Annotated in this window: 16 protein-coding genes; 15 read left to right on the top strand and 1 reads right to left on the bottom strand. The window is 40.6% G+C overall.

The genetic code is table 11. The features are described from left to right. Positions 1 to 21: 21 nt before the first annotated feature. From RI561_RS00080 to rho, 14 genes are all read left to right on the top strand, one after another. Positions 22 to 1929, top strand: a complete 1908-nt coding sequence (locus RI561_RS00080) for a RagB/SusD family nutrient uptake outer membrane protein (protein ID WP_395078167.1) — start codon at positions 22 to 24, stop codon at positions 1927 to 1929. A 28-nt stretch (positions 1930 to 1957) separates the two neighbouring features. Next, positions 1958 to 3013 carry a SusE domain-containing protein gene (locus RI561_RS00075; protein WP_395078166.1) on the top strand — a complete coding sequence of 352 codons (1056 nt, stop codon included), beginning with the start codon at positions 1958 to 1960 and terminating at the stop codon, positions 3011 to 3013. Positions 3014 to 3203: 190 nt separating this feature from the next. Further along, positions 3204 to 4217: a LacI family DNA-binding transcriptional regulator gene (locus RI561_RS00070; protein WP_395078165.1), complete on the top strand. Its 1014-nt coding sequence runs from the start codon at positions 3204 to 3206 to the stop codon at positions 4215 to 4217. 12 nt (positions 4218 to 4229) lie between these two features. After that, entirely contained in the window at positions 4230 to 7130 is a 2901-nt protein-coding gene (locus tag RI561_RS00065) for an alpha-amylase family glycosyl hydrolase (RefSeq protein WP_395078164.1), read from the top strand. Positions 7131 to 7202: 72 nt separating this feature from the next. Beyond that, on the top strand, positions 7203 to 9569 hold the full coding sequence (locus RI561_RS00060; RefSeq protein ID WP_395078163.1) for an alpha-amylase family glycosyl hydrolase: 2367 nt from the start codon (positions 7203 to 7205) through the stop codon (positions 9567 to 9569). A 237-nt stretch (positions 9570 to 9806) separates the two neighbouring features. Beyond that, positions 9807 to 11180 carry an alpha-amylase family glycosyl hydrolase gene (locus RI561_RS00055; protein WP_395078162.1) on the top strand — a complete coding sequence of 458 codons (1374 nt, stop codon included), beginning with the start codon at positions 9807 to 9809 and terminating at the stop codon, positions 11178 to 11180. Between the two features lie 256 nt (positions 11181 to 11436). Then, positions 11437 to 13038 (top strand): MFS transporter, encoded by a 1602-nt coding sequence (locus RI561_RS00050; RefSeq protein WP_395078161.1) that lies wholly within the window; start codon positions 11437 to 11439, stop codon positions 13036 to 13038. A 78-nt stretch (positions 13039 to 13116) separates the two neighbouring features. Then, a complete protein-coding gene (locus RI561_RS00045) occupies positions 13117 to 13401 on the top strand; it encodes a hypothetical protein (protein ID WP_395078160.1) in 285 nt (94 codons plus the stop codon). Then, a complete protein-coding gene (locus RI561_RS00040; RefSeq protein ID WP_395078159.1) occupies positions 13379 to 13801 on the top strand; it encodes a type II toxin-antitoxin system VapC family toxin in 423 nt (140 codons plus the stop codon). The genes RI561_RS00045 and RI561_RS00040 overlap by 23 nt, the downstream gene beginning before the upstream one ends. A gap of 1 nt (position 13802) precedes the next feature. Further along, entirely contained in the window at positions 13803 to 15587 is a 1785-nt protein-coding gene (locus RI561_RS00035) for a glycoside hydrolase family 13 protein (protein WP_395078158.1), read from the top strand. Between the two features lie 29 nt (positions 15588 to 15616). Then, positions 15617 to 16141, top strand: a complete 525-nt coding sequence (locus tag RI561_RS00030) for a TlpA family protein disulfide reductase (RefSeq protein WP_395078157.1) — start codon at positions 15617 to 15619, stop codon at positions 16139 to 16141. Then, positions 16138 to 16992 (top strand): aminotransferase class IV, encoded by an 855-nt coding sequence (locus RI561_RS00025; protein ID WP_395078156.1) that lies wholly within the window; start codon positions 16138 to 16140, stop codon positions 16990 to 16992. Before RI561_RS00030 ends, RI561_RS00025 begins: the two co-directional genes overlap by 4 nt. Continuing rightward, positions 16989 to 18242 (top strand): bifunctional folylpolyglutamate synthase/dihydrofolate synthase, encoded by a 1254-nt coding sequence (locus tag RI561_RS00020; RefSeq protein WP_395078155.1) that lies wholly within the window; start codon positions 16989 to 16991, stop codon positions 18240 to 18242. Before RI561_RS00025 ends, RI561_RS00020 begins: the two co-directional genes overlap by 4 nt. Before the next feature lie 112 nt (positions 18243 to 18354). Then, positions 18355 to 19911, top strand: a complete 1557-nt coding sequence (gene rho / locus RI561_RS00015; protein ID WP_395078154.1) for a transcription termination factor Rho — start codon at positions 18355 to 18357, stop codon at positions 19909 to 19911. A 200-nt stretch (positions 19912 to 20111) separates the two neighbouring features. Here the strand turns inward: rho and RI561_RS00010 are convergent, their stop codons facing one another. Next, on the bottom strand, positions 20112 to 21110 hold the full coding sequence (locus tag RI561_RS00010; RefSeq protein WP_395078153.1) for a metal-dependent hydrolase: 999 nt from the start codon (positions 21108 to 21110) through the stop codon (positions 20112 to 20114). A gap of 399 nt (positions 21111 to 21509) precedes the next feature. Here RI561_RS00010 and RI561_RS00005 point away from each other — a divergent pair, with 399 nt between their 5' ends. Next, complete coding sequence (locus RI561_RS00005) at positions 21510 to 21899, top strand: hypothetical protein (RefSeq protein WP_395078152.1); 390 nt, start codon at positions 21510 to 21512, stop codon at positions 21897 to 21899. Positions 21900 to 22172 lie beyond the last annotated feature (273 nt).

The following is a 22172-nucleotide window of genomic DNA, read 5'->3' as shown; positions in this document are numbered from 1 at the left end:
AACTTTTTAATAACCAAGATCATGTTTAATCAAACATATAGAACATTATTTATAGCACTTATTGTATTCTTGGGTTTCACTGTTACTTCATGTGTTAATGATTTGGATACTACTCCAATTGACAACGATGTTGTAACATCTGAAACAGTATATGAAACTCCGGAAGATTACCGACAGGTGTTGGCTAAACTGTATGCCGGATTTGCTACAACCGGACAGCAAGGCCCTGCTGGTGATGCTGATATTCAGGGTATTGATGAAGGCTTTTCAAGTTATCTTCGTCAATATTTTACTCATCAGGTAAATCCAACTGATCTGGCTGTTATCGGCTGGGGCGACGAAGGCCTTCCAAGTTTCAATACAATTTCCTGGACGGCTTCTAACAACTTTGTTATGGGAATGTACAGCAGGATCTACTATCAAATTGCTCTGGCTAACGAATTCATTCGAAATGCTGAGGGAAGAGAGGAAGCTGTAATCCAGGAATATGTTGCTGAAGCTCGATTTATTCGTGCTCTCAATTACTGGCATGCACTCGACTTATTTGGAGGAAATATTCCTTTTGTAACAGAAGAGAATGAAGTAGGGTCGCAACCGCCACAAGCTACCAATGCTAATGATTTATTCAATTTTATTGAAAGTGAATTGTTAGTTATTGAGGGTAATTTATCAGCTCCGGGGCAAAATGAATACGGTCGTGCTGATCGTGCTGCAGTCTGGATGTTGTTATCAAAACTCTATTTGAATGCTGAAGTTTATATAGGTCAGGATCGATATGATGATGTAATCACTTATACGGAACAGATCAACAATAGTGGTGCTTACACTCTTCACGATAATTATGAGGAATTATTCTTGGCTGATAACCATCTTTCTGACGGGATCATCTTCCCAATTACATTTGATGGGATCAATACTACCGGGTATGGTGGAACAACTTTCATCGCTCATGCTGCAGTAGGTGGCAACATGAATGCCTCTGATTTTGGTCTTGACGGTGGCTGGGGTGGGTACCGAGTTCCCCCTCAATTCGTGGATTTATTCATGGATGACTATACCGGATTTCAAACTCCAAATCCTGATGGCGATAAAATTTTGTATGTACCTGGTGGTTATCAGGGAGCCAGTGGTTACAGTGGTGACTGGAGTCCATTAGATGCAGGAACCTTAGTATCTGATGAGAATAACGGTGTTTATACCGGATATGTTTACTTCGCTGATGGAGCCGAATTTAAATTCACGGAAGGTGATTGGGGAAGTCAGGAGTACAGCAATAATGACGGGAGTATGGTTTCCGGAGGCGGAGGCAACTTCTCAGTAGAAGAAGGTGGATTCTATTACATGGTTATTGATACCAATAATCTTACTTATTCAATTGAGAAGCAGATCAACCCGAATGATTCTCGCGAAATGTTTTTTACTGACGGACAAACGAAAGAAGTTGCCGATATATCTGACTTTTCAAACGGATATACCGTTACAAAATGGAAGAATATCACAAGAAGTGGCGAAGCAGGAAGCGACTTAACCTTTGTGGATATTGATTTTCCAATGTTTCGTTTAGCGGATTCTTATCTGATGTATGCTGAAGCCACTGCAAGAGGTGCTTCAGGTGGAAATACGAGCACGGCTGTTACATTGATAAATGAGCTTCGAGAGCGTGCTTATGGCAACAGTTCAGCTAATATTTCAGGTAGTGATCTTACACCGGAATTAGTACTTCAGGAACGTGCAAGAGAATTATACTGGGAAGGTCACCGCAGAACTGACCTGATACGTTTCGGTCAGTTTACATCTTCCGAATATGTATGGGCCTGGAAAGGTGGTGTGCAGGAGGGCACTGGTGTAAGTGATATATATAGCATTTACCCAATACCTGCTTCTGATGTGAATTCGAATCCAAATCTGGAACAAAACCCAGGTTATTAATAACCAATAAAAATTATTCCACAGAATTATGAAGAAATTAAACTTATTAATTTTTGTATTGACCGGCCTGTTAGTTTTTGCTTCTTGCGAAGACTCTTTAGGGCCTAAGTTTAGCACCAATGTTGAGCCTACCAAAATAACCACGGGACCTTCCGGTGAAAGTATTGTCCTTACGGAAGAAAATGCAGATGAAACTGCATTTGAGATTGAATGGAGTAAACCCGGTGTTGGTTTTAGAACGGCTGCAGATTATAAGGTCGAGATGGCTCCTTCAGGTACCGACTTTGAAAGCCCAACAGATCTTGGGCAAACTTCTGAGACTTCATTTTCTATGACGGTGGGAGAATTCAATAACAGCTTGTTAGCTGCCGGATTGCCTGCAAATGTAGAATCTGAAATCGAGGTTCGGGTAATAACGGATATCAATGATGATATCGAACAAATGTTATCCGATCCGATCTCAATGTCTGTTACGCCATATTTCATAGATGTTAGTTATCCTCAAATCTTTGTACCGGGTAGCTATCAATCAGCCAGTGGTTATGGTAACGATTGGACACCGCAAGATGCCCCACCATTAACCTCAGTAGAGAGCAATGAGCAATATGAAGGCTATGTTTATATGGCTAACGGAGGTAATCAGTACAAGTTTACTCCTGAAAGAGACTGGGACGCAGATTATGGTGACAGTGGAGGCGATGGATCTCTTGAGGCCGGGGGTAATAATATAGAGTTGGCTGATCCGGGTTATTACAAAATCAATGTAAACCTGAATACACTAACCTATACTGTATTAAATACTCAATGGGGGGTTATCGGCAGTGCAACTCCGAATGGCTGGGATTCTGATCAAGACATGTCATACGATTTAGTTGATAAAGTTTGGACGATCACGCTAAATCTATCAGCCGGTGAAATGAAATTCAGAGCGAATGATGCCTGGGATTTAGATTACGGTGATAATGAAGGTGATGGTATTCTGGATCAGGGAGGTAGCAACATTCAAGTAGCTGAGTCTGGAAATTATACGGTTACGTTGGATTTGAGTGAAGCCCCTTATTCATACTCTTTAAGCCAAAATTAAATTCAATAAAGGCTAACAGTCTGGAATCCCCGGTTATGCCGGGGTAACCCGGCTCAGTTTTTCTACAATCTTAACTGTTTATTTCATAATAATGTACATAAAGTACATCCGTGAGCTAAATAATAGATAGTTTAATCCTGTTCCGGAGTTTAATTGACAGTAAGGTAATCACTAATTTAAGATTTTTGATTTGGCAGCAACGATTTACGATATCGCGAAAAAGGCCGGTGTAAGTATTGCCACAGTCTCACGTGTTTTCAATAACAGTGAGAATGTGTCAGATAAGTCACGCAAAAAAGTATTGGCTGTAGCAGATGAGGTTGGATATCACCCTCAGGTTTATGCACAGGGATTAGCAAGCCGCAAGAATAACACCTTGATGATTGTTGTACCGGTGATATCAAATTACTTTTTTATGGAGATTCTTGGAGGTGTTCAGGATAAGCTAAGTGATTTGAATTATGACCTTAGCATATTCAACATTTCACCGAATAAAGATCTTAAAAAACAAGTTGAACATGTCTTAAAACGAAGGTGGGCTGAAGGCTACTTATTTGTTTCTGTTCATTTGAAAGATGAAGATTGGGAAAGCTTTACAAAATACAATGTCCCGATAACGTTAGTGGATGAATATTTTGAAGGGTTTGATTCTGTTAGTGTTGATAATTCACAGGGAGCTTATCGAGCAGTAAAAGCACTTTACGACAGCGGCCATACTAAGATTGCAATGCTCTCCGCATATGAAGATTCTAAGCCAATAAAAGATAGATTGAGAGGGTATAAAAAAGCATTGAAAGAGTGTGGTATTCCTTTTAATGGAAAATTGATTGTGAAAGGAGATACCATGAATCGTGATGGATTTACGGAAAGAGCAGGTTACGAAGCAATGAAGAAAATTCTGGCCTTAAAACCCAGACCGGATGCCTGTTTCTGTGCTTCTGACATTCAAGCGGTAGGTGCATTAAAAGCCATGCAAGATACCAGAATATCTATTCCGATAATTGGTTATGATGATATTGAACTGGCCGAATATATGGGGCTATCAACCGTCCGTCAGCCGATGAGAGAAATGGGCTTTTTCGCTACTCAAAATTTGATAGACAGGATGAATAATCCTGATAAAACCGTTTCACAAACCATTTATACCCCCGAATTAGTTACCCGCACTTCCATATCAGTGAATGGAAGATCTAAGGATACCTAAAAGTTATTTAATATGAGAAGCTCAAAGTTTCTGCCATTGCTGTTTTTGTTGTTCCTCTCAAATTCTCTTTGGGCTCAAATTATTACTACAGAACCGTCTTTTCCAACTGAAAATTCTGAAGTTACCATTGTTTATGATGCCACTGAAGGAAATGGAGAGCTGGAAGGATTTTCGGGAGATGTATATTTACATACCGGACTCATAACCGACAATAGTTCAAATGGGGGAGTCTGGAAATACGTACCATATGGCTGGACGGTAAACGATGAATCCATGAAAGCAACTCCACTTGGAGATGATAAATGGGGATTTACATATTCACCATCTGTTAGGGATTTTTTTGGCGTCAGTAGCGGAGAAGAAGTAGAGCAGATTGCCATTGTTTTTAAAGGGGTTCAAAATGGTGAAATAGTTCGGGAAGGAAAGGACACCGGGGGTTCAGATATATTCATTGATCTTTTTACAGGGGAAACCAATGCGCAATTTTTATCGCCGGATAAAGAGTTTGTGATATTAAATGATAATGAATCGTTTGAATTAGAAGGAGCCGGTTCTACAAATGCAGGCACGTTAAGTCTGACCCTTTTTAAGAATGGGAATGAAGTATTGTCGGATACATCAGAAACACTCACCTATAATTTTACTCCCACAGAAAGTGATACCGATGTAACCTTCGATCTTGTTGCCGATAATGGTCAAAATGTAACTGATACGGCCTCTGTTTTTTTTACTGTTGTTGATGAAAACAAATCCGAAACACCTCGTCCTGAAGGCCTTGAAGATGGAATTACCAGAAATGCTGATGGTTCGGTAACGCTTTCACTCTTTGCGCCTTCTAAAGAGTATGTGCATGTGATTGGAAGCTTCAATGACTGGACTCCAAAATCAGACTACTTAATGAATATCGAACACCATGGAAGTGACAGCACCTGGTTCTGGATTGAATTAGATGACCTGGAAGCAGGAGATCATGCATTTCAATATTTGGTAGATGGTGAAGTACGAGTGTCAGATCCATATTCAGAATTGATTCTTGATCCTTTTAATGATCAATATATCACCGATAACACTTTTCCTGACCTGATGCCCTATCCTTCAGAGGAAACAGAAGGGTGGGTTACTTATTTAAGAGAAGAGCAGGATTATACGTGGGAGGCTTCTGACTACCAACGTCCAGATAAAGAAGAATTGGTTATATATGAGCTTCTATTGCGGGATTTCCTGAACGAAAATAATTTCCAAACACTGACTGACTCACTCAACTATCTTGAAAATCTTGGAGTAAATGCTATTGAACTAATGCCTGTCAGTGAATTTGATGGTAATTTAAGCTGGGGGTATAACCCGAATCACCACCTTGCACTCGATAAAGCATACGGCACCCCCGAGACTTTTAAACGTTTTGTGGATGAAGCCCATAAACGAGGTATGGCTGTTATTCTTGATGTGGTAATGAATCATGCATCAGACCCCAATCCATTTTTCCAGCTTTATGGAAATGATGATTCCTATTATTTCAATTCTCAGGCTCGTCATGCCTACAATGTTTTCAACGATTTTGACCATTCATATTCCGGTACTCAATATTATAACAAAAGAATGATTGAGCACTGGATTGATGAGTATAAAATAGATGGATTTCGCTGGGATTTAACGAAAGGATTTACCCAGAATTGTTCTGGTGACAGTGGTGGTTGTACCAATGCACCGCAAACGGATCGCATCAAAGTGCTTAAAAAGTACGCAGATTATCAGTGGGCTGCCGATGAGGATTTCATTGTCATATTTGAGCACTTGGGTCAGGAGAGTGAAGAAGCTCAGTGGGCAAATTACCGTGTAGATGAAGGCAAGGGTATCATGTTATGGGGAAATATGAATCACCCTTACAGCGAAGCTACGATGGGCTATCATGATGGTGGGAAATCGAATTTATATGGCGTGCTTTCAGAATCAAGATCAAGTTTTGAAAAACGGTACTTGGTTGGGTATATGGAAAGTCACGATGAGCAATGGCTGATGTTAAAGAACAGAAAATTTGGCAATTCATCCGGAGATTACGATATCACTGATCTTGAAACAGCACTCGGAAGACAGAAATTAGCGGGAGCTTTTTTCTTTACACTGCCGGGACCTAAAATGATTTGGCAGTTTGGAGAACTCGGCTATGGATACGGTGATAATGGGGAACAGTGTCTGAATGAATCTCCCGATTGTCCGTCTTTTGCGCCGGGAAGAACGGCTGAAAAACCAATTCGCTGGGAATATTTTCAAGATGAAGAAAGGCTGAAACTCTATAAAACATGGAAAGAATTGATTCGCCTTAGAAAAAGCTCCCCGGTTTTTACAGATCCTGTATCTGCAAGTTATAGTCTGAGTGGCTCCACTAAGACATTCACTTTAGAGCATGATGATGCAACAGTGGTGGCTGTTGGCAACTTTGGTGTTACAGAAACTACGGTAGATGTAAATTTCACAAATAGCGGAGAGTGGTTTGATTTCTTTAGCGGAACTTCAGTTAACGTTTCAGGGGCAGATTTTGATTTGAACCTTGATCCCGGAGAATTTAAAATCTATTCAACCAAAGATTTTGGAAGTCCTGATGAAGAATTGGTGACATCAAATGAAGAGTTTTCAAATGGAAATATACCAACCGAATTTCAGCTAAAACAAAACTATCCAAACCCTTTCAACCCGAGCACAGTGATCAGTTATCAGTTAGCAGGGGGCAGTGAAGTCTCCCTGAAAGTGTATGATATGCTGGGAAGGGAAGTGGCTACTTTAGTAAACGAAAGGAAGTCTGCCGGAAGCTACCAGGTACATTTTGATGCCTCAAACCTAAGTAGTAGTATGTATATATATCGATTGCAAGCAGGTGGAAAAGTATTCACTCAGAAGATGATGCTCATTAAGTAGGAAATTGGGAATGTTAAATGTTGATTTATGAAATAATTCAACATTTAACATTCAAAATTTAAAATTAAACACGTGTTAACAAAGACCATTAAATCCGTAATTACTGTACTGGTGCTGGTTCTCACCGGGTGTTCATCTTATATCGAGGCCCCGGAAGAATCACAAGTCATAGGGCTGGCAACACCTGTAACTCTTGAGTATGGGGAAACCGAAATAATAACGGCTGATTACTTTATTTCTCACTCACTCATCGATTCCGTTATTGCCCCTGAAGGGTTACAGGCTCAGCTTGCTGAAGACAAATCCACCATTACCCTAACCGGTAATTTAGAAGCTCCACTTGATTTGCTCCATATTTGGGCTGAAGGATTTTCATATGACCTCTTAGTAAAAAAATCGGTCAAAAAAGAAGTTACGATTTGTTATGAGCCGGATAGCGAAGTCTCATCAGTGAAGCTAAAAGGGGAAATGAACAACTGGAATCCCAATGCCGCAATCTTAGAGAAGAATGGAGACGTGTGGGAAACGACAATGTTGGTAAACGAAGGTGTTTATCAGTATGTGTTGGTTGTAGATGGAGTAGAAATACCCGATCCGGCTAACCCAAATACCGTTTCAAACGGCATGGGAGGAACAAATTCAGTTCTTACTGTGGGAGATATAGAAGCTGAAAAGCCAAGTTTAGTAACCTATGATTATTCCGGTCCATCGGTATATCTAAAAACGGATTTTCCTGAGAATACCATTGTGCTGTGGAATAATTTTGAACTGGAAACACAACATCAGGATAAATTTGTGAGTTTTGAATTACCTGCGAATGCGTCCTTTATGGAACGGTCTCATATTCGTGCCTGGACCTATGCCGAAAATGGTAAACTGTCAAACGATGTACTGATTCCCTTGCATAACGGGCAAATTCTGAGCAATCCTGATCGGCTTAACCGCCACGATTATCACACATGGAATATGTACTTCGTGCTTATTGATCGTTTTAAAGATGGGAATCCCTCCAACACAAAGAAAGTTGATGATCCCGACATTCATCCCAAATCTAATTACTACGGCGGAGATTTCGCCGGCATCACACAGAAAATACAAGATGGATATTTCGAAGAAATGGGAGTGAACACGCTGTGGCTTTCTCCAATCACTCTTAACCCGGAAGGAGCTTATGGTTTGTGGGATAAAGGAGGGGTGACTACCAAGTTTTCAGGGTATCATGGCTATTGGCCTATTTCATCTTCAAAGTTAGATTATAGGTTTGGTACGGAAGAAGAATTCCGGGAACTGCTGGATGTGGCACACCAAAATGAGATGAGTGTGATATTAGATTACGTAGCTAACCACGTGCATGAAGAGCATCTTGTTTATCAGAATAATCCGGATTGGGCAACAGATCTGTATCTGCCGGATGGCACCTTGAATACCGAAAAGTGGGATGAATATCGACTAACCACATGGTTCGATACTTTTATGCCAACACTCGATTTTTCCCGGCCTGAAGTTATTGAAACTATGACCGACTCGGCTCTTTATTGGGTCAAAGAATTTGATTTAGACGGTTTCCGTCACGACGCCACAAAACATATTCAGCTGGAATTCTGGAGAACGTTGACTCGTAAAATCAAAGATTCGGTGACGATTCCAACCGGTAAGCGCGTGTTCCAGATTGGGGAGACCTATGGAAGTCGCGAGCTGATTGCCAGCTACATAAACTCCGGCATGCTGGATTCACAGTTTGATTTCAATATGTATGATACGGGGCTTAACACCTTTGGGCAGGGTAATTCTTTTGAAGGATTTAAAACCCAACTGCAGGAAAGCTTCAATTATTACGGCTATCATAATTTGATGGGCTACATTTCCGGTAATCATGACAAAACCAGATTTATCACGTTAACGAGCGGGGAAGTAGCTTGGGATGAAGACGGCAAACTGGCCGGCTGGACCCGTGAAATTGAATATCCCCAGGCTTTTGCCTATGACCGGCTGAGCATGTTTCATGCCTTCAATCAGACCATTCCGGGAATTCCTGTTACCTACCAAGGAGATGAATACGGACAGCCCGGAGCCAACGATCCTGATAACCGTCGCTGGATGGAATTCGATGAATCAGAGCTGACGGAAAATGAAATTAGCAACCGGAATATCTACAAGAAATTAACCGACCTGAGAACTTCTGAACTTCCGCTTTTATACGGAGATTTTAAGTTTCACACTGTTACAGAAAACACACTGTCGTATTCTCGTGCATACTTTGAGAATCAGGTGATCACGGTTTTCAATAAATCGGCTCAAACCGAAGAAATTGAAGTAGAACTGCGCGAAGAATTCGATTACACCAATTTAGAAGCTCATTTTGGCAATGACTTCAGAGTTGAAAATGGAAGATTGTACGTCACACTTCCATCCAACAAATTTGAAATTTTGACTTTGTGAGCCTGACTTATATCCCTCTGGTTGACGCCTGAAGGTTCTCAACCGGGGAGTATAAGATGTTTCCTGAAGGGGCAAATGTTAGCAACCTCGCAGTGTTCTCCCGAGTAATTCGGGATGTGAGCGTTGCAGGTAGCGGCAATAGATACTTTTAACCGAACGCTGCGAGGTCTTGTGGACGCTCGCAGGTTCTGCACTATACTCGGAAAAATTTATCAACAAACATTTCATAAAACACTCATGAACCCATTTAAAAACCTGTTATTAGCTTTTGTAACCATTTCTGTATTGGTATTGTCCTCGTGTGCATCTCCAGAAGTGGAAAATACGGAGGATACTCCTGTCGGAAATGTTGAGCATCCGGAATGGAGTAAAAATGCGAATATCTATGAAGTAAATATCCGCCAGTATTCTGAAGAAGGAACCTTCAATGCGTTTAGAGAAGACCTCCCAAGATTAGAAGAAATGGGAGTTGAAATACTGTGGTTGATGCCAATTCATCCTATTGGAGAAGAAAACAGAAAAGGGCCTTTAGGCAGTTACTACTCAGTTCAAGATTATAAAAGAGTCAACCCAAATTTTGGTACCGAAGAAGATTTCCAGGCTTTGGTAGACGAAGCCCATGAAAGAGATATGAAAGTAATTATTGACTGGGTGGCCAATCATACGGCATGGGATAATCCGTGGACTCAAAACCCGGAGTGGTATGAACTGAATGAAGAAGGAAATTTTATGCCTCCTCGTGGAACAGATTGGACAGATGTAATTCAGTTAGACTATTCAAATAATGAAATGCGTGAGGCCATGCATGATGCGTTAGAATATTGGGTGCGGGAATTTGACATAGATGGCTATAGATGTGATGTGGCAGGAATGGTACCCATTGACTTTTGGAATGAAGCACGAGATCGTCTTGATACCATAAAACCGGTATTTATGCTGGCAGAGGATGAAGGTCCGGTAATGCATGAAGAAGCCTTTGATATGACTTATACCTGGACTTATGCTCATTTAATTAGAGAAATAGCAGCAGGAAACGAAGATTTTTCCGTATTGGATAGCCTGATGGAAGTTGAAGAGACCAAGTTTCCTGAAAATGCTTACCGAATGTATTTCACCACTAACCATGATGAAAATTCCTGGAATGGAACTGATCCGGGTATGTATGGTGATAACTTCGAAAACTTTGCTGTTTTGTCTGCAACTATAGATGGTATGCCGCTTATCTACAACGGACAGGAATCAAACTTGGACAAGCAGCTTGAGTTCTTTGAAAAAGATGAAATAGAATGGAAAGACTACGAATACCAGCCATTCTATACAATGCTGTTGGACCTCAAGAAAGAAAATGAAGCACTCTGGAACGGAGAATTTGGGGGTGATCTGAATATCTTTGAATCTTCTGAAAATACCTTTACATATAAGCGTGAAAAAGGTGAAGACTGGGTATTTGTGTATTTGAATAATGGAAGTGAATCAGTTAATGTAGCGTTGGATGAATATGGAATCACAGGTAACACATCCTATGAAATTTACTCCGATCAGCTTCCCGAAGAAGATATCAATACGGTAGAAGTAGCAGGAAATTCCTGGCTGCTGATTGCGAATAAATAATAGTTAAAAAGGACAAAATGATACAATATAGTTTTTGTCACTCTGAGCGCCCGTTGGCTTTAATGAGTATGTGTGCTTACCGCGAAGGATCCCAAAGTTTTTTACTGATAAATTTTTAAAGTTTGAGACCCTTCACATAAGCCCTAATGAGCTTTATGAAGGTTTAAAACGCTCAGGATGACAACTTCGGAGTGAATTTTCAAATTAATCTCGGAAAATATTTTTAAGAAAAACACCAATTTAAAACCACCGGCTTATGTCAGATGAATTATTAAACAAACGACCCCGACTCAGCTTCTGGGAAATCTGGAATATGAGTTTTGGCTTTCTGGGTATTCAATTTGGTTTTGCCCTTCAAAATGCCAATGTAAGCCGTATTTTTGAAACTTTGGGAGCCAGTGTTGATGATATTCCTATTCTCTGGATTGCTGCTCCGCTTACCGGTTTAGTAGTTCAACCTATTATTGGCTATTTCAGTGATCGCACCTGGACCCGGTTAGGTAGACGTCGGCCATATTTTCTATTTGGTGCAATTGCGGCTTCCATTGCCTTGGTGATTATGCCGAATTCCCCGGTACTTTGGGTGGCCGCAGGTATGCTGTGGATTATGGATGCTTCCATCAACGTATCTATGGAACCCTTTCGGGCATTTGTCGGAGATATGCTTCCCTCGGAACAGCGCACTAAAGGTTTTGCCATGCAGAGTTTCTTTATTGGAACCGGAGCCGTTGTAGCTTCAGCTTTACCCTGGATGTTGAACAATTGGTTTGGTGTTGCTAATACCGCGCCTGAGGGTGTCATTCCTCCGTCGGTAAAATGGTCTTTTTATTTGGGAGCGGTCGCATTTATTGGAGCTGTTGTTTGGACGGTAATAAAATCCAAAGAATACTCTCCCGAGCAACTTAAAAGATTTGATGAAAATGAAAAAGGATATAAAGCTGATACTGAAAATAATGAAGTTGTAGAAGTTAAATCAGGTTTGGTAAATGTTAGGCAGGAGACTAATGATTTAAGAGATATACCTATTGAAGCCGGGGAAGGACAAAGGAAAATTAGTTTAGGGTTTATATTTGCGGTTGTGGGAGCCATAACTACCTGGCTTACGTATGAATATGCCCTCGACAAAGAAGTGTACGTTGCAACCGGAGGGTTAACAGTTGTTGGGTTGATCATGATGTTATCCGGGTTTTTGCAAAAGACAGGCAAAACAGACCAAGGACTTGTTGTAGTTATGCATGATTTTATTCATATGCCCAAAACCATGAAACAGCTGGCTTTGGTTCAATTTTTCTCATGGTTTGCCTTGTTTGCCATGTGGATCTATACCACGGCCGGTGTAACGGCTCATATCTATGGAACAAGTGACACCACTTCAGCTCTTTATAACGAAGGAGCCGATTGGGTTGGAGTGATGTTTGGAGTTTATAATGGGGTGGCTGCAATTGTAGCTTTTGGGCTTGCACCAATGGCAAAACTCTTGAGCCGAAAATGGGTTCATGCTATTTCCCTAATACTCGGTGGTTTTGGTCTTATCTCAATTTATTTCTTCTCAGACCCCATGATGTTGATTATTTCCATGGTAGGAGTAGGAATTGCATGGGCTTCTATTTTAGCAATGCCTTATGCCATTCTCGCCGGTTCTATACCTGCTAAAAAAATGGGATTATACATGGGGATATTCAATTTCTTCATCGTGCTTCCACAGCTTATAGCAGCTACAGTTTTGGGATATGTAACTCGTTCATTTTTTGACGGAGAAGCAGTATATGCCCTAATTTTAGGCGGTATTGTATTATTCATAGCAGCTGCTACCATGTACTTTGTAGATGATGTGGATGAGAACGTTGAACAGGTTTAAAAGCCTTCAAAGGCGTATTTTAGGAAAAGTTGCAACAATTGATTAAATTTGTTGCAACGGTTAATTATTGTTAGAGTCATGAGCAAGAAAGACAAAAATAAAAAAGATATTGTATGGTTTGGGATGAAGCTCACTCCGGAAGAAAAAGCCAAGATAAAAATGCTGGCCGAACGAAAAGGAGTGTCTCAAAAAGAAGCCGTAATGAGTCTGGTGAATGAAGAGATAGTAGAGTATAGGGTTGAACCCACACCTGGCTCTTTGTTGGATAGGGCTAAACATCTGGTAGGCTCAGTCGAAGGTCCCGGAGATCTCTCTACTAATCCCAAATACATGGAAGATTTTGGCAAAGACAGTCTTAGCTGATACCGGTCCAATTGTTGCTTTAATTGACCGTCGTGACTCAAAACACGCATGGGCAAGTGCGATGATGGATTCCTTTGATGCACCAATGGTAACTTGTACTGCTGTTATAACTGAAGCAATTTTTCTACTCAAACATGCGAATAATGGAGTAGAGACCCTTTTTTCATTGATTGATGAGGGAATACTACTGGTTGAAAATCCTTACCCTAAGTACAAAACTGATATTCATAATTTCATTCTCAAATATCAGAACATATCCTCTTCTCTGGCTGATCTCTGTTTGATTGCTATGGTTGAAAATAAAAAGGGCTCTAAAGTTTTTACTATAGATTCTGACTTCCTTGTTTACCGGGATTCTAAAGGAAACACCATCGAATTGCTCTCTCCATATAAATCTTAAAATGAAAAAATTACTCAGCGTAGCTATTCCACTACTATTTTTTGTCAGTTTACTTTCTTGTACAGAAAAGCAATCTCCGGACAACCAAGACTATTATAGCGCACCTGAATGGTCCAAAGGTATCGTTTGGTACCAAATCTTTCCGGAGCGATTTCGGGATGGAGACCCAACAAATCAACCGGATAGGGAACGAGCACGAGGCCCGGAAGGCTGGCATCCCACAGAATGGACCCAAGACTGGTATAAAAGAGATCAATGGGAAATAAATCATACCGACGATTTCTATGCCATTGTTCGAGAGCGGAGATATGGCGGCGACTTACAAGGGGTAATTGATAAACTGGATTACCTAAAAGAGCTGGGAACTGGCGGAATCTATTTTAACCCGGTTTTTGATGCCCAGTCTATGCACAAATATGATGCTTCCTACTACCATCACATCGATCGAAATTTTGGTCCTGATCCCGTCGGAGATGTTGCGATGTTTAAAGCTGAAGATCCGGGGAATCCATCAACCTGGCAGTGGACTTCAGCTGATTCTCTGTTCCTGAATCTAATTCAGGAAGCTCATAAAAGAGATATCAAGGTAGTAATAGATGGGGTCTGGAATCACACCGGAACCGAATTTTGGGCCTTTCAGGACTTGGTCAAAAATCAGGAAGATTCACCGTATAAGGATTGGTATAACGTACTTTCATATGACGATCCTGCTACTCCTGATACCAATGAATTTGACTATGAAGGCTGGTGGGGATTTAAAGGCTTACCGGTTTTAAAAGAGGAAGATGGCACGCTAATTAAGCCCATAAGAGAACACATTTTTGCAGTCACAAAACGATGGATGGACCCAAATGGTGATGGCGATCCCTCAGACGGAGTGGACGGCTGGCGACTGGATGTAGCTGAAGAAGTTGGTAAAGAGTTCTGGAAAGAGTGGCACACTTTGGTTCGGGACATCAACCCTGAAGCCATTACTGTAGCCGAAATTTGGACGGAGAAAGCGAAGGAATTCATCAATGCAGAAATGTTTACATCCGTGATGAACTATCGTTTTGCCTATGCAGCAAAGGATTTTTTGATTGATGACAAAATTGATACTGAAGAGTTTGTCCGAAGGTTGGAACAAGTTCAGGAAGACTATCCCAATGAAGCGGGACACGTTCTTCAAAATCTTATGGATAGTCATGACACCGCAAGATTGGCATCATTCACAGTAAATCAGGGAATTGAATATGAAGGGGAAAGTCATCCAAGAGACGGCTTCAAAGTACGTAAACCCAACGAAGATGAACGCCAAATTCAGCGCTTAGTTGTGGCCTTTCAGTTTACCTGGCAAGGAGCGCCGATGATGTACTACGGAACCGAAAGTGGAATGTGGGGAGCCGATGATCCGGATGACAGAAAACCCATGGTTTGGGAAGATATGGAGTATGAACCGGAGACCCATCATCCATTTTGGGAAGAGCGTTCGGCCGATGATAATAACTTTGATAAAGAGCTTTTTGACTACTATCAATCCCTGACAGAATTGCGAAATTCCGAACCTGCTTTAGCTTTAGGATCCGCAACTATATTAGATCACAATACCGTCGAAAAGTGGGTGATTTTTGAAAGAGTCCATGAAAATGAAAAAGTTCTGGTTGTATTGAATAGATCTGATGAAGAACAAAATTTTGATCTTACTTCTTGGATTGAAAAAGAAACGTTGCTTAATTTGATGATCAATGAGGAAGTGGCAGCAAATAACGTTAATGTTGGTTCGGTATCTGCTCTCATTTTGAAGTAGAATCTTATCTATCTATCAGAAAAAATTATATGCGCTTAAAACAAGAACAGTTTGTACCCTTTATGATAGCTGTTGGTTTCCTGACTATGATTATAATCGTGTGGTCATCCTTCAGTTTTACCAACAAACAATACCGGGTGTTTGAAGAAAATTTAGTGGAAGCTGACTCACTTACCACTATGAATATGCGGATTGTTGGAGCGGGAGATTCAGTGGGAGTCGAAGACCTTAAAGGGCAAAAAACGATATTGGTATTTTGGGCGAGCTGGTCTGACAAATCCCGTTCTATGTTGGACGAAATTGAAATACTTCAAAATGAATACGATTCCTTGAAAGTGATAGCTGCGTTGGTGAAAGATGCAGAAGAATCCCTTGCCCAAAATAAAGAATACCCCAACTTTGTGTACACCGATGGCATTAAGCTTTTCAATTACCTGAAAGTACCCGGATTTCCCAGCTATATTTTATTTGATGAAAATTCGAATGTGCTCAAATCAAATATAGGCTATGAAAAAGGAATTGGGTACGATTCCTTAAAAGTGTTTATGCCATGAAATCAGGCCGATGTATGATTCTAAATGGGGAATTTGTTACTGAAGAAGAAGCTTCAGTTTCTCCATTAAATCGAGGCATGATGTACGGGGATGGTTGTTTTGAGACCATCCGGTTTTATTCGGGCAAATTTTTGGGTTGGCAAGAGCATTTTAATCGGCTTATCAATGGACTTTCTTATTTGGGAATGGAAGCCGACTTCAGTTCACATGAATTAAAAGAATCTGTTGTTCGACTTTCCGATAAGAACAAACTTTCTGATAAAGATGCCATGGTACGAATTCAGTGCTGGCGGAAAGGGGAACGAGGCTACAAATCCTCTTCATCCCAGGTAAACTGGATGGCGCAAATTGGAGAAATATCGCCTAAGAAAGCCCCTGTTAGATTAACTGTAGCAAACACCCGTTGCATCCCGGATAAGGCTTTGTCAAGGCAATACAAGCTTAGCAATGGGCTGAATTACATCAAGGCCGCACAGGAAGCAAAAGCAAAGAATAAAGATGACGCCCTGATGCTCACCATCAGTGACAAAATAAGTGAGACGACCTCAGCAAACGTATTTTGGATAAAAAATGAAACCGTATTTACTCCATCAAAAAATTGTGACTTGCTTCCGGGAATTACCCGTTCCATCATAGTTGAAGTTTGTGGAGAGCAAAACATTCCGGTTCATGAAGGAGCCTACGATCTATATGAAATACAAGATGCTGAGGCTGTGTTTTGTACCAACTCTCTTATAGAAATTTTGGATGTATCTGCGATAGAAGATCGGGAATTTCAAATACAGCACCCCGTTGTTAGAAAAATCAAAGAGAGTTTTGAATCCTATAAAATGGAGAACCTGAAGATTTGAGTCGCTTTAAAACCATAGATGATGTTTGGGATTTTTTAAATGCTATTCCCATGTTTCAGAAATCCGGAGCGGCTGCATCAAACTTTTCATTGGAGAACATTCGTGCATTTTGTGATCATCTGGGAAATCCACAGGATGAATTTTCCTCAATCCATATAGCTGGAACCAATGGAAAGGGAACAACAGCACACCTGCTTGAACAGGTATATGCTGAAGCCGGCTATAAAACCGGGCTATTTACCTCTCCTCATTTATTGCGCTATCATGAGCGATTCAGGTTAGAGAAGGAGGAGATTTCAGATAAAAAGATTCTCGAATTTTTTCAGAAAGCGGATGACTTATTACATGAGATACCTCTAAGCTATTTTGAGATTAGCACCGCTCTGACGTTTTGGTTTTTTGCAGATCAGCAAGTTGATGTCGGAATCATTGAAACGGGCTTGGGAGGGAGACTGGATTCAACGAATATTATAAAACCGGAGTTGTCCATCATTACAAGTATCGGGATGGATCATGAAGCTATTTTGGGAGACCGTATCGAAAAAATTGCTCTTGAAAAAGCCGGCATCATAAAACAAAATACACCGGTTATAGTTGGTGATCTTTCTGAGAAAGCAGAATCGGTTATTAAAGAGGTTAGTTTAAACCGGAATGCACAGCTTTATAAAGCAAATGATTTGAAACCTGAATGGAAATCAGGCACAGTTTTTTTGAATAATCGCTCGGTTCAGCTCAACACAAAGTTCAGAGAAGCAGTTAATAAATGGAATATAGCAATGGTTTGGCTGGCTATTGAAGTTCTAAAAAGTAAATGGAATGTCTCTCAGGAAAACTTGATAAGAGGGATAGAAACATTTGATGGCGTCCGGGCTCGATTCGAAAAAATTCACACTGACTACGATTGGTTTTTCAGTGGAGCTCATAACTCCCAGGCCCTGGAATCATCCTTGAATGCCATCAAAGAGATGAAACCCATAGCAGATACCGTTCTTGTTTTTTCTTTGATGGGCGATAAACTGAACGAGAATACCTTAGAATATTTCAAAGGGTTTAAGGAAGTTTATTTTATTGAACAGGAGGGGGAACGAGCCGCAAAATGGAGTGATGTAAAGGATAAAATCGACGCCACTTTGTTAACAGAAAGTGATAAAGAAAAAATTTTAAATGAATTGAAGACAGAGTTAGTAATTTTTATGGGAAGTTTTTACTTTTATCCCATCGTTAAGCGGTGGATCACAAACGTATCATAATCTTCCACCCATTTACCTTACCTGATTGAATGTCCATTTTAGTTGCCAAAAAAGGGTAACATGATATTCACCCCAAATTCAGTAAGAATCATTTATTCATAACCACATTTTTATGTCAGATAATGAAACCGCCGGACTTTCGGCCGGGGACTTAGAATCCTTAGAAGGAAAAAAACTTCACGAACTACAGACAATAGCCAAATCCATTGGCATTAAACGTGTTACAGGAATACGTAAAGTCAATTTGATAGAACAAATTCGCGAAGAAGCTAAGTCAAAGGACTCTTCAAAGGATGAAAAGGATAGTAAATCTAAAGATGAAAATGAGAATCAAGAGAACAGTTCTTCGGAGAAAGATACTGAACTGAAAAATTATGGCGGACAAAGCCATATTGTTTCCTATAAAAAAGAGGAAAAGAAGAAAGATCAGAATAAGGGCAACAACAGGAAACGTCCACACAGTAAGACGCGCAAAGGACACGAGCATAATAAGTTGCCGGAGTCTCAGGCGCCGACTTTACAGGAAAGAATTGAAGAACTTGAACCTGATTTAGGTCCTTATTTATTGAACGAAGGGACGCTCGAAATTTTACCGGACGGATATGGTTTCTTGAGGTCGGTTAATTATAATTATAAGGCCAGTCCTGATGATATTTATGTGTCACCATCGCAAATCAAAAGATTTAGATTAAAACAGGGGGATGTAGTAATTGGTGTAATTCGGCCTCCTAAAGTTGGTGAGCGTTATTTTGCCTTACTTAGAATTGAAGGGGTCAACGGACGTATTCCTCACGACATGGATAACCGACAGGATTTTGAGGACCTGTTACCTATTCACCCCGACCAGCGATACAGACTGGAATTTTCACCAACGGAACACTCAACTCGTTTAATAGATTTATTTGCTCCGGTTGGTAAAGGTCAGCGTGGATTGATTGTGGCCCAGCCCAAAACCGGTAAAACTACGATTCTCAGAAATATTGCCAACGCTGTTTCTGCAAATCATCCGGACACCAAAATTTTGATTGTTTTAGTAGATGAACGCCCTGAAGAAGTGACCGAGATGGAGCGCAGCGTTAAAAATGCAGAAGTAGTCGCTTCAACGTTTGATGAGAAACCGGAAAACCATATCGGACTTGCAGAGATTGTTTTCGAAAAAGCCAAAAGACTGGTGGAAAGTGGTCATGATGTATTGATGCTGATGGATTCCATCACGCGACTGGCACGTGCCTACAACATAGTAGCTTCCAATAAAGGGAGAACCATGTCGGGCGGTATTGACTCTGAAGCTCTTAAAGCTCCGCGTCAGTTATTCAGCTCTGCCCGTAATATCGAAAACGGTGGTTCGCTGACTATACTTGCTACTGCGTTGATCGACACTGGATCTCGTATGGATGATGTGATTTTTGAGGAATTCAAGGGAACCGGTAATATGGAAATTTACCTGGATCGCAGACTCTCAGACCGACGCCTGTATCCGGCTATTGACATCTTCCGAAGCGGAACCCGACGCGAAGAATTGTTGGTTTCTGATGCCGAACGAGAGAAAGTGGTACTGCTTCGCCGTTATCTTACCAATATGAGTGCTTACGAAGCCATGGACTTTCTGCTCGATAAAATCAAAGGCACGAAGAATAATGAAGAGTTTTTGATCTCTATGAATAAATAGGGTTTTTTTCAGTTAACAGTGAGCAGTAGGCAGTGTACAGTAAGCAGTTTTGGTATGAGTTAGCTTACCATGTTTTTGTAAAAGTACTTTTCCTGTAGCTCACAAAACCATTCATACTCGCTCCGGACGCTCAGCGTCGGAGCGTTTTTGTTATAAGAAACGAAATTGTATTGTACAAGTTTTCCAAATTTGATCACTGTTCACTGATCACTGAATAACATATTCATAAAAGTTTGCCTGACTTCCGGATTTGAATCCCGATAGGTACCAAAATCAACATGTTGGCCCGGACGGGTAGTATCAACTTCAATGCCCCAAAGCGGAGAGAGGGTAGTAGGCAGCATCGAATAGCGCCCATCTCCGATCACATTGTTATGATCGGGGTGTTTGATGAGTATTCCATCTGAGAGCTTTGAAAATCGTTCTATATCGCGGTATAAGGTGGTGCCTTGGTATTCGCTGAATTCCTCTTCCCATTGCAGCAATGGAGCACTTTCCCCTTTATAAATAATAGGCTCTGAAAAAGGACTCAATCTGATTCCCACTGCATACAATTGCCCTTCAGCCACATACCGCGCACTCCAAAGCAGTTGATTGGCAATGGTAGGTTTTACAATCAGTTGGCTGATTATGTGATTTCTTGACGAGGCGATTTCTTCGGCGATACTTGTCGCTTTTTGTTGTTGAGTGAATCCAAAGGACAGGTAAAGAATAATCCATGCGAGCCCCAGCCAAGCGAATAATTTCTTCCTTTTATAAAATGCCATACCGGCTAAAATGATAACTCCAAGCGTAAAAAGGGGATCAAAGACTGATATAATATCCAGCGAGTAACGCTGATCGGTAAAGGGCCAGAAAAGCTGCACGCCGTAGCTGGTGAAATAATCCATGATTCCTGCCGTAGCGTAACCGGCCAAACTAAATAGGTAGGTTTGTTTTAAGGTCAGATGCTTTTTCACGAACCAATAGATGACCAAGGTGGCGATTAATGCCCCAAACGGAATGAAGAAAAGGGAATGCGTAAACTGCCGGTGCATCTCCAGGTTTAGCAGGGGATCGGAAGGGCTGGCAATAAATACATCAAGGTCGGCAAGCAGGGCAGAGGTCAGACCTGTAAAAGCTGCTGCCCGAAATTGCTTCTTCTTTGCAAAGGATTGGGAAGCAGTGGCACCAATAAGTCCGTGGGTGACGGGGTCCATTAGTTAGTTTAGCTTGAATGAATAAGTTGAAGTAAGAACTAAGATAAGGAAATAGAAAAGCTACAACCATTCCTAAAAAGTCAATAAACTTTTATTCAGCCGATACATTTGAGTGGGTTTATTGATCATTCTACCAGTTAAATATCCACAACTCTAAAATATTAATGAATTTGTGCGTTGAATGATATACATTATCGGGTGGTGAAATGTTCATCATTAATATGTTATCCGACGAGGTTCTGCGACACTTTCTTCGCATAAAAACTAAAAAGATGTGGTTTGCCGGTTTGAAGGCGGAATGCGGAACATTATGCGACGTCTTATAAGATACCCCAAGTCGCATATTAATATGTTATACCATTTTGAAACCATTAATTACACAACTAAAATAGTAAGTCTATGAAACCTAAAAGTTTTATTCTTTCCCTTTTCTTAAGTCTAATATTAATTTCCTGTGACAGTACGCTATTTATTGAAGTTGACTTAAGTGGGGAGCTTTCAAATGAAGACTATTCCCTAATCGATTATGACTTTGTGTTGGCCAATTCTGATAATTCTGACAAACTATATTTTGAATTTGTTACCAATAAAGAATTACAGCCAACAACAACTATTACCTTTTTTGACGAATCCGGTAAAGTAATTGCAGCAAATAATGCAAATACTCCGAATGACCTAATTAATGATAATATTGAAATCTCAGAAGAGAGGTCTTTTGCATATAGTATCGTTCTTGAAAATTTACGTTCAGTATCTTTAATACATGAAGTAATAATTGGAAATCAATAAAATGGTATAACAAGCGCATTAACTGGGGACGCGGACGTGCTGTTGGCTTCCAGAGTTGCTTGTTTTGAAATTTTAATCGTTTATTAACTCCTAATCTCCGCGCCCGTTATGCGCTGGGCCGTTATGTGGCTTTTAAACCTTAATCAAAAATTGACTTTAAAATGTATCGTCCATCAAGCTTTATTCTGTTATTGATATTTGTTGTTGGTTGTGGAGAAACAGAACTCGAACTAAATACTCGACAAGAATATTCATCAATTATTCGAAGAGTCG

Source organism: Gracilimonas sp. (assembly GCF_031581265.1).
In the GTDB taxonomy this organism is placed as follows: domain Bacteria; phylum Bacteroidota; class Rhodothermia; order Balneolales; family Balneolaceae; genus Gracilimonas.
Note: the sequence above shows the minus strand (reverse complement) of the source record. Positions and strands in the feature narration are given on the sequence as shown.

Bases quoted from the DNA above. Each gene is read 5' to 3' on its own strand.
- RI561_RS00080 (WP_395078167.1), top strand. From the start codon at position 22: ATGTTTAATCAAACATATAGAACATTATTTATAGCACTTATTGTATTC.
- RI561_RS00075 (WP_395078166.1), top strand. From the start codon at position 1,958: ATGAAGAAATTAAACTTATTAATTTTTGTATTGACCGGCCTGTTAGTT.
- RI561_RS00065 (WP_395078164.1), top strand. From the start codon at position 4,230: ATGAGAAGCTCAAAGTTTCTGCCATTGCTGTTTTTGTTGTTCCTCTCA.
- RI561_RS00055 (WP_395078162.1), top strand. From the start codon at position 9,807: ATGAACCCATTTAAAAACCTGTTATTAGCTTTTGTAACCATTTCTGTA.
- RI561_RS00050 (WP_395078161.1), top strand. From the start codon at position 11,437: ATGTCAGATGAATTATTAAACAAACGACCCCGACTCAGCTTCTGGGAA.
- RI561_RS00045 (WP_395078160.1), top strand. From the start codon at position 13,117: ATGAGCAAGAAAGACAAAAATAAAAAAGATATTGTATGGTTTGGGATG.
- RI561_RS00035 (WP_395078158.1), top strand. From the start codon at position 13,803: ATGAAAAAATTACTCAGCGTAGCTATTCCACTACTATTTTTTGTCAGT.
- RI561_RS00030 (WP_395078157.1), top strand. From the start codon at position 15,617: ATGCGCTTAAAACAAGAACAGTTTGTACCCTTTATGATAGCTGTTGGT.
- RI561_RS00025 (WP_395078156.1), top strand. From the start codon at position 16,138: ATGAAATCAGGCCGATGTATGATTCTAAATGGGGAATTTGTTACTGAA.
- rho (WP_395078154.1), top strand. From the start codon at position 18,355: ATGTCAGATAATGAAACCGCCGGACTTTCGGCCGGGGACTTAGAATCC.
- RI561_RS00010 (WP_395078153.1), bottom strand. From the start codon at position 21,110: ATGGACCCCGTCACCCACGGACTTATTGGTGCCACTGCTTCCCAATCC.
- RI561_RS00005 (WP_395078152.1), top strand. From the start codon at position 21,510: ATGAAACCTAAAAGTTTTATTCTTTCCCTTTTCTTAAGTCTAATATTA.